12 protein-coding genes are annotated in these 11,895 nt (G+C 71.3%); 8 read left to right on the forward strand and 4 right to left on the reverse strand.

Annotated elements, in window-relative coordinates; all coding sequences use genetic code 11:
- Nucleotides 1-129: 129 nt before the first annotated feature.
- Nucleotides 130-318 (reverse strand): DUF5703 family protein, encoded by a 189-nt coding sequence (locus tag ACWIHT_RS46930; protein ID WP_005485166.1) that lies wholly within the window; start codon nucleotides 316-318, stop codon nucleotides 130-132.
- A 47-nt stretch (nucleotides 319-365) separates the two neighbouring features.
- On the opposite strand from ACWIHT_RS46930, the gene ACWIHT_RS46935 reads away from it, so the two are divergent.
- Nucleotides 366-1,085 carry a hypothetical protein gene (locus ACWIHT_RS46935; protein WP_456174780.1) on the forward strand — a complete coding sequence of 240 codons (720 nt, stop codon included), beginning with the start codon at nucleotides 366-368 and terminating at the stop codon, nucleotides 1,083-1,085.
- Between the two features lie 106 nt (nucleotides 1,086-1,191).
- On the opposite strand, the gene ACWIHT_RS46940 is transcribed toward ACWIHT_RS46935, so the two are convergent.
- Complete coding sequence (locus ACWIHT_RS46940; protein ID WP_456174781.1) at nucleotides 1,192-3,441, reverse strand: helix-hairpin-helix domain-containing protein; 2,250 nt, start codon at nucleotides 3,439-3,441, stop codon at nucleotides 1,192-1,194.
- Nucleotides 3,438-4,421, reverse strand: coding sequence for an aldo/keto reductase (locus ACWIHT_RS46945; protein WP_456174782.1), 984 nt, complete (start codon nucleotides 4,419-4,421; stop codon nucleotides 3,438-3,440). Before ACWIHT_RS46945 ends, ACWIHT_RS46940 begins: the two co-directional genes overlap by 4 nt.
- Nucleotides 4,422-4,607: 186 nt before the next feature.
- Between ACWIHT_RS46945 and ACWIHT_RS46950 the strand changes: the two genes are divergently transcribed.
- Complete coding sequence (locus ACWIHT_RS46950; protein WP_456174783.1) at nucleotides 4,608-5,663, forward strand: LLM class F420-dependent oxidoreductase; 1,056 nt, start codon at nucleotides 4,608-4,610, stop codon at nucleotides 5,661-5,663.
- A gap of 236 nt (nucleotides 5,664-5,899) precedes the next feature.
- The gene (locus ACWIHT_RS46955) at nucleotides 5,900-6,688 is read left to right on the forward strand and encodes a ferritin-like domain-containing protein (protein ID WP_456174784.1); all 789 of its coding nucleotides are present in this window, start codon (nucleotides 5,900-5,902) and stop codon (nucleotides 6,686-6,688) included.
- A gap of 22 nt (nucleotides 6,689-6,710) precedes the next feature.
- Here the strand turns inward: ACWIHT_RS46955 and corA are convergent, their stop codons facing one another.
- Nucleotides 6,711-7,709: a magnesium/cobalt transporter CorA gene (corA, locus tag ACWIHT_RS46960; protein ID WP_200709357.1), complete on the reverse strand. Its 999-nt coding sequence runs from the start codon at nucleotides 7,707-7,709 to the stop codon at nucleotides 6,711-6,713.
- A gap of 62 nt (nucleotides 7,710-7,771) precedes the next feature.
- Between corA and ACWIHT_RS46965 the strand changes: the two genes are divergently transcribed.
- The 5 genes from ACWIHT_RS46965 to ACWIHT_RS46985 form a co-directional block, all read left to right on the forward strand.
- Nucleotides 7,772-8,458, forward strand: coding sequence for a histidine phosphatase family protein (locus ACWIHT_RS46965; protein WP_456174785.1), 687 nt, complete (start codon nucleotides 7,772-7,774; stop codon nucleotides 8,456-8,458).
- A 75-nt stretch (nucleotides 8,459-8,533) separates the two neighbouring features.
- Nucleotides 8,534-9,124: a DUF3090 domain-containing protein gene (locus tag ACWIHT_RS46970; protein WP_456174786.1), complete on the forward strand. Its 591-nt coding sequence runs from the start codon at nucleotides 8,534-8,536 to the stop codon at nucleotides 9,122-9,124.
- The gene (locus ACWIHT_RS46975) at nucleotides 9,088-9,906 is read left to right on the forward strand and encodes an SCO1664 family protein (RefSeq protein WP_456174787.1); all 819 of its coding nucleotides are present in this window, start codon (nucleotides 9,088-9,090) and stop codon (nucleotides 9,904-9,906) included. The genes ACWIHT_RS46970 and ACWIHT_RS46975 overlap by 37 nt, the downstream gene beginning before the upstream one ends.
- Before the next feature lie 94 nt (nucleotides 9,907-10,000).
- Nucleotides 10,001-11,230 carry a cysteine--1-D-myo-inosityl 2-amino-2-deoxy-alpha-D-glucopyranoside ligase gene (gene mshC, locus ACWIHT_RS46980; RefSeq protein ID WP_456174788.1) on the forward strand — a complete coding sequence of 410 codons (1,230 nt, stop codon included), beginning with the start codon at nucleotides 10,001-10,003 and terminating at the stop codon, nucleotides 11,228-11,230.
- Nucleotides 11,231-11,657: 427 nt separating this feature from the next.
- A partial coding sequence (locus tag ACWIHT_RS46985) for a hypothetical protein (RefSeq protein ID WP_456174789.1) occupies nucleotides 11,658-11,895 on the forward strand: 238 nt, incomplete at its 3' end.

Below are 11,895 nucleotides of genomic sequence, written 5' to 3' on the forward strand. Positions count from 1 at the left end.
GACGCTCGACTGGGAGACCCCAGCCGAGCGCCTGTCTAAACTGATCGCGGCCTGATCAACTCACCACGGTGTTGCAACGACCCCTGGAATTCGCCCAGCCGGGGCCCGCTCCGTTTCGCCCGACTCAGCTCACCACGTGGCACGCACCTGGCGGATGATCCGCCGGCGCAGCCGCACCCTGCGGCTGCCGTCGCGCAGCAGGCTCAGTCGGTCCAATTCCCAGTGTCCGTACTCGGCGTGGTCCGTCAGTAGACGTGTGGCGTCCTTGCGGGAGACCCCGCGCGGTACGTACACGTCGACAAATTCGTATTCCGGCATCGCATCTATTGTGCGGGCAGAGCCCCGGTACGGATAGCGTCTGCACTATGTCTGATGCTGCGCAGCCCACCGCTGCCGAGGTACGCGCCGCCGCCGAGGCGGTCAAGACCGCGCTCGACCGCCACTTGGCCGCGGTCGAAGGCCGGTCGGGGGAGGACGACCCGGCCGTCTACGAGGCGTTCAACCAGCTCGCCGCTGCCGCCGAGGTCTATGACGAGCTGCTCTACGACCGTTACGACGAGGTCACGCCTTTCGAGATCCCCGGTACCGACGACTCCCTGCCGCCGTACACCGGCCCCGAGGAGCCGAACGCGGTGAGCGTGCTGATCCGTCGCGACTACGCCGTGGCGGAACCGCAGCGGCTGCTCGCGCAGGCGCAGCGGGTCGAGGCGGCGGTCGGCGACGGCACGGGCACAGAGGCCTCCGGCACGATCCACGGCGCGCTCGGCATTCTCTTCGACGAGTTCGAGGCCGACGAGATCGCCTCCCGGCCCAAGGAGTTCGGCCTTGAGGAGGGCGACTCCACGCTGTGGGTGACCGCGGCCGACGAAGCGGCCGAACCCGGCGCCTGGCTGGAGGCCCCCTTCGAGGGCGTCGACCCGCAGCGGGTGGTGTGCCGCTTCGACGTCAGCGCGGTCTTCGACGACGAGATCGACGACGGGATCGAGGACGAGATCGAGGACGAGATCGGGGACGAAGTCGATCCCGACCTCGACGCGGATCTCGACGAGGAGGAGGACCTGGAGGTGCTGGAAGCGGACCGCTGAGCCGCACCGCACCGCGCCTCGCTGGGACGGGACGAGGGCGGCGGTCACGAAGGAGTCGCCTTCGTGACCGCCGCCCTCGTAGCGTCCCCGGGCTAGATCATCCGGTTCAGGTCCCCGCCGGTACCTGCGGTCGCAGCAGGACCGGCAACCGGGTCGTGCGCGGCTTGGCCGGGACTTCGGCGACGGCGCGGGGCAGCGCCTGGTCGACGCCGTGCACCACGGACAGATGACGGTCCGCCCGGCTGAACGCCGTGTAGACCCAGGGCCGGCTGAGTGCCTGCGCCGCGTCCCCAGGCAGCACCACGACCACCGCGGGCCACCGCGCCCCCACCGCCTGATGCGCGGTCAGTGCCCACCCGTGCCGCACGGACTGCTCCACCCGCTCCTTCGGTACGACGACGGGTTCGCCCGCGCACGACAGGTGCAGCCCCTCGGCGTCGGCCTTCACCACCTGGCCGACGACGGTACGGCCCGGGGTGGGGGAGTAGGCCACCCGGTCACCGGGGTCGAAGCCGCCGAACCGGCCGGGGCCGGGGTTGAGCCGCTCCTTGAGTGCCACATTGAGGGCGCGGGTGCCAGCCGCGCCGCCGTGGCCCGGGGTGATCACCACGGTCTGTTCGGCGGGGACGCCGATCACGCGCGGCACCGAGTCGGCGACGAGCTGCACGGTCCGGTGCACGGCCTCGCCGGCGTCCCGCACCGGCACGATCACGACCTCCTTGCCGGGGGCCTCCACCTGGTTCAGCTCGCCGATGCCGATGCCGGAGACCAGCTCGCCCACGGGACCGAGGTCGGGGCGGCGGGAGACGACGTGGGGGCAGGCCCGCGCGGCGAGCAGATCGGCGAAGACCCGCCCGGGGCCCGCCGACCACAGCACCGCGGGGTCCCCGGCCAGCACCAGCCGGGCGCCGTCCGGCAGCGACTCGGTGAGCAACGCCGCCGTCTCGACGTCCAGTTGAGGCGCGTCGAGCACGACGAGGAGATCCAGGTCCAGGGCGCCGTCCGCGTCCCGCCCGGGTCCCTCACCGCCGGCCGAGCCGGCCAACAACCCGGCGACGGTCGCCACTTGGGGTCCGTCACCGGAACCGTCACCCGCCGCCTCGTCGGACCGCGTCAGCAGCGCGGTGAACCGGTCCCGGCCCACCGGGCTGTACGCGGCGGCCCAGGCGCGCAGTCCGAAGCCCGCCGCCGTGTGCAGCAGCGCGGCCGGTTCTTCGAGGGACGCCTCCCCGCCGGTGTGCAGCACCAGGCCGTGCCCCGCGACCGCGCGGATCAGCTCGCCGGTGGACCCCTTGGCGCCGCCGGCCCGCTCCCAGTCCGCCGCCGAACCGTCCTCCTTCGGCACGGAGTTGATCAGTTTGGCCAGTCCGTCGGCGAGGCTCTCCTCGGCGAGCGCGTACCGCTCCAGGCCGATCAGCACCCGGACCGGACGCTCCGCGTCCTCCGAGCCCTCTTCCGCCTCGTCGTCCGTGCGTTGCACCGGGACCGCGGGTTCGTCCAACGCGTCCTGGAACACCAGCACTTCGCCTTCCGCGATGGCGCTCTGCGTCGCCGCGTCGGGGTCGGGCACGCCCTGCTTGGCGAGTGCGGCCGTCAACGCCGAGGCCTCCAGGGCCGTATGCCCAGCCAGGGCCGCCTGCTCCAGGAGCCAGCCGGTGACGGACCGGCCCCGCCGCTCGTCGTCCGGCGCGCACTCGGCGCCGAGCAGTGCCCGCGCGAAACCGTCGGCCTGTTCGGGCCGTACCCCCGGGACGCGCAGCAACTGCCAGGGATCCTCGCGGAGTTGGTCGTCCGCGCCCTCGCCGAGCGCCGCCGCGACCTGTGCCGCGAGCGTCTCGGGCGCGCCGCCCTCGACCAGCACCTGCCGCACGGACGCGACGGTCTCGCCGGCCGGGGCGCCGGGCTCGGCCGTGACGGGCTGTGGCCGCCGCACGGCTTCGGGGGCGGGGGCGCGGCGCGGGGTGGGCTCCGGCCCGGTGAACGCGGTGGCGACGGGCTTCTCGCCGCTCTCCACGGCGCGTACGGCCGCGAGGAGATCGGCGGCCGTACCGCTCAGCTTGGCGCCGGCCGCGATGGGCCCGGCCTTCTCCGCCTTCCGCCGCTCGATCCGCTCCCGCTCCAGCCGCTGCGCGAGCAACTCGGCGGCGGCCTCGGACAGTTCGGGAGCGGCGGCAGGCTCGGCGGGGGCCTCACCGGTGCCCTCGGTGCCCTCGGCGGCCGTGGCCTCATCGGCGGCTTCCGTGCCCTCGGCGCCCTCCGCCGCGTCCGTGCCCGACTCCTCGGCCGCATCGTCCGGCAGGCCGGGTTCGGCGGGCTCCGTGGTGTCCGGGGCCGTGGTCTCCGGGTCCGTGCTCACAGCGTGCTCCAGTCGTGATCGGGATAGCGGTGCAGAGGCGCCGACACATCGTCGAGCGCTCGGCAGATCTCGTCAGGAAGACTAAGCGCCTCCACTGACAATGCGGCCGTGAGCTGCTGCGCGTTGCGCGCGCCGACGATCGGGGCGGCCACCCCGGGCCGGTCGCGGACCCAGGCCAGGGCGATCTGAAGGGGGGTCACGGCGAGCCCGTCCGCAGCCGTGGTCACCGCGTCCACGATGCGGCTCGCCGTGTCGTCCAAGTAGGGCGCGACGAAGAGTCCCATGTGGTCCGAGGCGCCGCGCGAGTCGGCCGGTGTGCCGTGCCGGTACTTCCCGGTGAGCACCCCGCGCCCGAGCGGCGAGGAGGGCAGCAGCCCGATGCCCAGGTCGAGCGCGGCCGGCAGCACCTCGCGCTCCACGCCCCGCTGCAACAGCGAGTACTCCAGCTGTGTGCTGGCCAGCCGCGTCCGCGAGCCCGGCGCCGCCAGCTGCCAGGTGGCCGCCTTGGCGAGCTGCCAGCCGCAGTAGTTGGAGACGCCCGCGTAGCGCGCCCGGCCGCTGCTGACCGCCAGGTCGAGGGCCTGGAGGGTTTCCTCAAGAGGGGTGAACGGGTCGAAGGCGTGGATGTGCCATAGGTCGACGTAGTCCGTGCCGAGCCGGGCCAGCGAGGCGTCCAGCGCGGCGAGGAGATGGCCGCGCGAGCCGTCGAAGCGGCGGTCGGGGTCGGGCACGCTCCCCGCCTTCGTCGAGATGACCAGGTCCCGGCGCGGCACGAGCCCTTCTATGAGCTGTCCGAGCAGATACTCGGCCTCCCCGTCGCCGTACACGTCCGCCGTGTCGACGAGGGTGCCGCCGGCCTCCCAGAACGCCTTCAAGAGGTCCGCGGCGTCGTGCTCGTCGGTGTCGCGTCCCCACGTGAGGGTGCCGAGTCCGATCCGGGACACACGAAGGCCGGTACGGCCGAGATGCCTCTGCTCCATGAACGCCGAGATTACTGGCCTGAACCTGGCCTGTGGTTGCCTGTGGATAACCGATTCGCACGATGATCGACAGTCCTCCGCACGGCACGCTCCGTGACCACTCACCGGCACCCGTCCTGTCCGCCGGGACCACCTCGCGCTAGGGTCGGCACAACAGCGACGTTACTGATGGGTAAGGGGTCTGCCATGCAGCTCGGGATCAACCTCGGCTACTGGGGTGCCGGAATGGACGGCGACAATCTGGCCGTGGCCCAGGAGGCCGACCGCCTCGGCTACGCCGTGTGCTGGGCCGCCGAGGCCTACGGCTCCGACGCGGCCACGGTGCTCACCTGGGTCGCCGCGCAGACCGAGCGCATCGACGTCGGTTCGGCCATCTTCCAGATCCCGGCCCGTCAGCCCGCGATGACCGCGATGACCGCCGCGACCCTCGACTCGCTCTCCGGGGGCCGCTTCCGCCTCGGCATCGGCGTCTCGGGCCCGCAGGTCTCCGAGGGCTGGTACGGCGTCAAGTTCGACAAGCCGCTGGCACGCACGCGTGAGTACGTCGAGATCGTCCGCAAGGCGATGACACGCGAGCGGCTGTCCTACGACGGCGAGCACTGGACGCTGCCGCTCCCCGGCGGCCCCGGCAAGCCCCTCAAGCTGACCGTCCACCCGCAGCGCGAGCACATCCCGCTCTACATCGCGGCGATCGGCCCGAAGAACCTGGAGCAGACCGGCGAGATCGCCGATGGCGCGCTGCTCATCTTCCCGTCCGCCGAGCACCTGGAGGACACCGCCGTACGGCATCTGCGGGCCGGGCGCGAGAAGGCGGGCAAGACCCTCGAAGGCTTCGACATCGTCCCGACGCTCCCGCTCGCCCTCGGCGAGGACAAGGACGTCGAGAAGCTCGCCGACACCTTCCGCCCGTACACCGCGCTGTACGTCGGCGGGATGGGTAGCCGGCAGCAGAACTTCTACAACAAGCAGGCGCGGCGCATGGGCTTCGAGGAGGCGGCGACCGAGATCCAGGACAAGTACCTGGCCGGTGACAAGGACGGCGCCGCGGCCGCCATCCCGCACGACCTGATCGACAGGACGACACTGCTGGGCTCCGTGGACCGCATCGCGGACCGGATGAAGGAGTACGCGGCGGCCGGTGTCACCACCCTGACGCTCGCCCCGGCGGGCTGGACCCTGGAGGAGCGGATCGCCGCCCTCCGCGCCGGAACCGACGCACTGGAGCGCGCGGGTCTCGCGTAACGCGGCCCTGCCGTACGGAAGTTTTCTACGGCCGTGGTGGGGGCTCGGGGGGTCTTCCCCGCCACGGCCGTCACGGGGAACAACGCGCGGCGGGCCGCGCGGTTACGCCCCCGGAGGGACATCCGCCGTCCTCCTTTTGGCGGAGTTGTCCGACACAGCTGTTGCAGCACCTCTGGCGTCGCATTTGACTCGTTCTTTGCGGAATGCGGCGGAATCCTGCATGGAGGTGCCTTCAGATGCTTTCGGCCAAGAGCCTGTTCCAGGAGATCCTCGACGACGACGAGTCCTTCCGGCTGTTCTGCTCCATCGCGGCCGGCGGCGAATCGCAGGGCGGCTGGGAGAACGGGCGTATCGCCGCGCTCGTCCCGCCGACCGAGCGCGACCTCGCCCCCAAGATCAGTCGGCACGGCGCCGACGAGGACAAGCACGGGCGCATTTTCAACGCCCTCATGAAGAAGCGCGGCCTCGAACCCGTCCCGGTGCCCTCCGACACCGACTACACGATGCTCCTGGAGCGGCGCGGCATCGGTCTCCCGCACGAGAAGCTCAAGGGCGACCAGTCGCTCACCGTCCAGGACATCGTCGTCTACCTCGCCCACAGCCGCGTCACCGAACAGCGTGCCTCCGAGCAGATGGACCTGCTGCGCAGGCACTTCGCCGACCACCCCGACCTCGGCCGCGCGGTGCGGATGATCTCGCACGACGAGGACAACCATCTCGCGTACTGCCACGAGGAGTTGCTGCGCTTCGCGGCCGCCGGACACGGCCGCGCCATCCAACGGACGCTCCGCGAGTGCGCGTTGGCGGAGATCCGCATCTACCGGGACGTGAGTCTCGCCGTGATGACCCACATGGGACGCGTCCTCGGCTGGCCCCGGGCCAAGTCGGCGGTGCTCGCCGCGGGCATCCACGCCGTGTACGCGTACGAACGGCTCGGCGGCTGGCGGCGGATGGTGTCCCTGAGGATGCCGGAACGGCGTGACGCCCTCGGCGGACCGGCCACGACCGCCGCCGAGTTCGCCTGAGCCGGAGCGGAGGGCCGGGCCGCTACAGCCAGCCGCGCCGCTTGAACGTCCGGTACAACAGCACCTCCAGGGCGACCATCAGCAGGATCACCGCCGGATACCCCCACAGCCAGTGCAGCTCCGGCATGTGGTCGAAGTTCATGCCGTAGACGCCCGCGATCATCGTGGGCACCGCGGCCATGGCCGCCCACCCGGAGATCTTCCGCATGTCGTCGTTCTGCCGGACGCCGGTCTGCGCGAGATGCGCCGCCAGGACGTCCGACACCAGCCGGTCCAGGCCCTCCACGGACTCGTTGACCTTCATCAGGTGGTCGTTCACGTCCCGGAAGAACGGCCGCGCCTTGTCGTGCACGAACCGCACCCGGTCCCCGGCGAGACCGGCGCCCGCGAGCCGGGACAGCGGCTGCGCGAGCGGTCCGGTGGCCCGGCGGAACTCCAGGATCTGCCGCTTGAAGGCGTAGATCCGCGACGCCGTGGTCCGCGAGCCGCCGCCGGTCGGCGAGAACACCGCCGCCTCCAGCTCCTCCAGGTCGGTCCCCAACTCGCCCGCCACGTCCACGTAGTGGTCGACCACGGCGTCCGCGATCGAGTACAGCACCGCCGTAGGACCGTGCCGCAGCATCTCCGGCTCCTCCTCAAGACGGTGCCGTACGGCCGCCAGAGGGGCCTCCTCGCCGTGCCGGACGGTCACCACGAAGGAGTCGCCCACGAAGACCATGACCTCGCCGGAGGTGACCACGTCGCTGTCCGCCTCGTAGCCCACCGGCTTGAGGACCATGAACAGCGAGTCGTCGTAGACCTCCAGCTTGGGCCGCTGATGCGCGGTCAGGGCGTCCTCGACGGCCAGTGGGTGCAGCGCGAACTCCTGGGTGACCTTGTCGAACTCGTCCTCGGTGGGCTCGTAGAGGCCGATCCAGACGAACGCGTCACCCACCCGACGGCAGTGGTCCAGGCCGTCGGAGAAATCGCCGGGCCCCTCCGTCCGGCGTCCGTCGCGGTAGATGGCGTAGTCGACGATCACGGTGCGTATTCTCCCGCCCTCCGCCCGAAACCGCACCCTGGGGTACGCCTACCCTTGGCCCCATGCCCACGTTGATCCTTGTCCGGCACGGACGTTCGACCGCCAACACCGGGGGAGTGCTCGCCGGCTGGACGCCCGGTGTCGCCCTCGACGAGCGGGGCAACGCGCAGGCCGCAGCGCTCCCTGGACGGCTCGCCGCGCTGCCGATCGCCGAAGTGGTCGCCAGCCCGCTGCAACGCTGCCAGGAGACCCTCCAGCCCCTCCTGGACGCCCGCCCCGACCTGCGGCTGCACACCGAGGAGCGGATCGGGGAGTGCCACTACGGCGACTGGTCCGGCCGTAAGCTCGCCGAGTTGTCGGGCGATCCCCTGATGGAGGTCGTCCAGGCGCATCCCTCGGCCGCCGCGTTCCCCGGCGGTGAGTCGATGCGCGCGATGCAGACCCGGGCGGCCGAGGCCGTACGCGAGTGGAACGCGCGCGTGGAGCGCGATCACGGCGCCGACGCCGTCTACCTGATGTGCTCGCACGGCGACATCATCAAGTCCCTCGTCGCGGACGCACTCGGACTTCATCTGGACCTCTTCCAGCGGATCTCCGTAGAACCGTGTTCCATCACCGCGATCCGTTACACCCGTCTCAGGCCCTTTCTCGTACGGCTCGGGGACACCGGCGATCTCGCCTCCCTGGCGCCGCGCGAGGAGCCCCCGGGCGACGAGGCCACCGTCGGGGGCGGCGCGGGCGCACCGTGATCGTCGGCCGCAGTAGGGTGAAGCGGTCGCAGTAGCGCCGCACTTGTCAGCAGTCGATTCCAATGGAGACAGGACGTGTCCCGTCAGGTGTTCCTCTACGACCCGCCGGACCGCTTCGTAGCCGGTACGGTCGGTCTGCCCGGGCGCCGTACGTTCTTCCTCCAGGCCGCCGCCGGTCCTCGGGTGACCAGCGTGGCCCTGGAGAAGACGCAGGTCGCCGCGCTCGCCGAGCGCATGGACGAGCTTCTGGACGAGGTCGTACGGCGCAGTGGCGGCAGCGCGGCCGTCCCGGCCGTCACCCCCACCGAGATCTCCGACACCCGCCCGCTGGAGACCCCCGTCGAGGAGGAGTTCCGCGTCGGCACCATGGCGCTCGCCTGGGACGGCGAGGAACAGCGCATGATCGTCGAGGCGCAGGCCCTCGTGGAGCTCGACGCGGAGTCCGAGGAGGACCTCGCCGAGGCCGAGGAGCGGCTGCTCCAGGACGACGAGAACGGACCCCCGATGCTGCGTGTCCGCCTCACCGGCGCCCAGGCCCGCGCCTTCGCCAAGCGGGCCCTGGACGTCGTCAACGCCGGCCGGCCGCCCTGCCCGCTGTGCAGCCTCCCGCTCGACCCGGAAGGACACGTATGTCCGCGCCAGAACGGATACCGCCGCGGAGCGTGACCACGGCCGAGCTGCTCGCCAAGGGTGAGCTGAAGGTACGCGGACAGATCCGCGAGGCCTCGAACGCGGTGCTGTTCTGCTCCGTGACGTACGAGGGCCGCGAGGCGTCCTGCGTCTACAAGCCAGTCGCCGGTGAGCGGCCCCTGTGGGACTTCCCGGACGGCAACCTCGCCCAGCGCGAGGTCGCCGCCTACGAGGTCTCCGAGGCGACTGGCTGGGGCCTTGTCCCGACCACCGTGCTGCGCGACGGGCCGTACGGCGAGGGCATGTGCCAGCTGTGGATCGAGACGGCGGCCGAGTCCGAACTGCTCGCCCTGGTCGACGCGGAGGAGCCCGAGGAGGGCTGGAAGGCCATCGGGTTCGCCGAGGTCGGCGAGGGCAAGACCGCCCTCCTGGTGCACGCCGACGACGAACGGCTGCGCAGGCTCGCCGTCCTCGACGCCGTGATCAACAACGCCGACCGCAAGGGCGGCCATCTGCTGCCCGCCGACGAGGGCCGCCTCTACGGCATCGACCACGGAGTCACCTTCAACGCCGAGAACAAGCTGCGCACCCTCCTGTGGGGCTGGGCGGGCGAGTCTCTGACGCCGGAGTCGATCGAGGTCCTCCAGGGGCTCAGAGAGGCGCTCAGGGACGGTGCCGGGCTCGCCGGGAAGCTCGCCGAGCTGATCACCGCCGTAGAACTCGACGCCACGCGCGCGCGGGTCGACGCGCTGCTAGCCGTAGGCAAGCATCCCGAACCGAGCGGGGAGTGGCCGGCCATTCCGTGGCCGCCGGTGTAGCAGCACGCCGATCACCGGGGCGCAAGAGGGCCTGATCGGCCGTCCGCCCTGGTCCGGTTCGTATGCGAAACACCTGTCCGGTTACGCTCATGACATGTATGCCTGGCCCGCTTCTGAGGTCCCCGCCCTGCCCGGCAAGGGCCGCGACCTCCGGATCCACGACACCGCGACCGGCGGTCTGGTCACCCCTGACACCGGTCCCGTCGCCCGTCTCTACGTATGCGGCATCACGCCGTACGACGCCACCCACATGGGGCACGCGGCGACCTACAACGCGTTCGACCTCGTGCAGCGCGTGTGGCTCGACACCAAGCGGCAGGTCCACTACGTCCAGAACGTGACCGACGTCGACGACCCGCTCCTGGAGCGCGCCGTGCGCGACGGCGTCGACTGGGTCGCCCTCGCCGAGAAGGAGACCGCCCTCTTCCGCGAGGACATGACCGCCCTGCGCATGCTGCCCCCGCAGCACTACATCGGCGCGGTCGAGGCGATACCCGGCATCGTGCCGCTCGTCGAGCGTCTCAGGGAGGCCGGTGCCGCTTACGAACTCGAAGGCGACATCTACTTCTCGGTCGGCTCCGACCCGAACTTCGGCAGGGTCTCGAACCTCGACGCCACCGCGATGCGCCTGCTGTCCGCCGAGCGCGGCGGCGACCCGGACCGCCCGGGCAAGAAGAACCCGCTCGACCCGATCCTGTGGCTCGCCGCCCGTGAGGGCGAACCCAGCTGGGACGGCGGCTCGCTCGGCCCCGGCCGCCCCGGCTGGCACATCGAGTGCGTGGCCATCGCCCTGGACCACCTCGGCATGGGCTTCGACGTGCAGGGCGGCGGCTCCGACCTCGCCTTCCCGCACCACGAGATGGGCGCCTCGCACGCCCAGGTGCTGACCGGCGAGTTCCCCATGGCGAAGGCGTACGTCCACGCCGGCATGGTCGCCCTGGACGGCGAGAAGATGTCGAAGTCCAAGGGCAACCTGGTCTTCGTCTCGACGCTGCGCCGCGAGGGCGTCGACCCGGCCGCGATCCGCCTGGCGCTGCTCGCCCACCACTACCGCTCCGACTGGGAGTGGACCGACGGGGTGCTCGCGGACGCGGTCGCCCGGCTCGGCCGCTGGCGTGCCGCCGTCTCCCGGCCCGACGGCCCCTCCGCCCTGAAGCTCGTCGAGGAGATGCGCGAAGCCCTCGCGAACGACCTCGACGCCCCTGCCGCGCTCGCCGCGGTCGACCGCTGGGCCGCCGTCCAGCGCGACCGGGGCGGCAGCGACGAGGGCGCCCCCGGCGTCGTATCCCGCGCGGTGGACGCCCTGTTGGGCGTGGCCCTCTAGCAACGGCGAACAGAACAGGGGCGGTTCCTCCCGGGTGGGAGGAACCGTGACACCGGGGTTCCCCGAAATCTTGCCCTTGGCACCCCAGATGTCGTGCTCCTGGCCGCCCGATCCGGCAGAGATCTTCTGGTAGTGGGACGCGCCATACTCCGTGTCGAGGCTGAGCGACACCCCGAACGCCTTGACCGCGACACCGTAGGTGATCGAGTTTCCGGAGGTGATGGTCGCGTACTGCTTCTTTCCGAGAACGGCGCGGTAGGCCGGGTTGGAATTCCGGTAGGGGGTCGGTCCGTCCTTGGAACTGACGTCGGCGCCGTATCTCGCCACGGCGCCTCCGGACGGAATGTCGTACTTCACCGGAACGATGGAGTACGTATGCGTGGTCTTGTAGGGGCAGGCGACCTGGTGGTCGACGTCCTGGTACTCGATGGGAATCTGGAAGCGCTTGGCCCAGCGCGGCCCCTGGTTCGAGAAGCCGACCGCGTGGCCGGTGGTGTTCTTGCGGGAGATCTTTCCGGTGATCGACCAGTGCGCCCCGTCGACGCTGGTCGCGATGCCCCACGTGCTGGACAAGGTGTTGTTGTACTCGAAGGAGGCGGTGGCTCCGTCGCGGTCGCCACCAGGACGTCGCCCTCGTACGCCGGGGCGACGAAGTCGATGTCGGC

The organism is Streptomyces sp. NPDC002276, from assembly GCF_053891435.1.

Excerpts from the sequence above, each read along its gene's own strand:
- mshC (WP_456174788.1), top strand. The coding sequence starts at position 10,001 with ATGTATGCCTGGCCCGCTTCTGAGGTCCCCGCCCTGCCCGGCAAGGGC.
- ACWIHT_RS46930 (WP_005485166.1), bottom strand. The coding sequence starts at position 318 with ATGCCGGAATACGAATTTGTCGACGTGTACGTACCGCGCGGGGTCTCC.
- ACWIHT_RS46945 (WP_456174782.1), bottom strand. The coding sequence starts at position 4,421 with ATGGAGCAGAGGCATCTCGGCCGTACCGGCCTTCGTGTGTCCCGGATC.
- ACWIHT_RS46950 (WP_456174783.1), top strand. The coding sequence starts at position 4,608 with ATGCAGCTCGGGATCAACCTCGGCTACTGGGGTGCCGGAATGGACGGC.
- ACWIHT_RS46975 (WP_456174787.1), top strand. The coding sequence starts at position 9,088 with ATGTCCGCGCCAGAACGGATACCGCCGCGGAGCGTGACCACGGCCGAG.
- ACWIHT_RS46935 (WP_456174780.1), top strand. The coding sequence starts at position 366 with ATGTCTGATGCTGCGCAGCCCACCGCTGCCGAGGTACGCGCCGCCGCC.
- ACWIHT_RS46955 (WP_456174784.1), top strand. The coding sequence starts at position 5,900 with ATGCTTTCGGCCAAGAGCCTGTTCCAGGAGATCCTCGACGACGACGAG.
- ACWIHT_RS46965 (WP_456174785.1), top strand. The coding sequence starts at position 7,772 with ATGCCCACGTTGATCCTTGTCCGGCACGGACGTTCGACCGCCAACACC.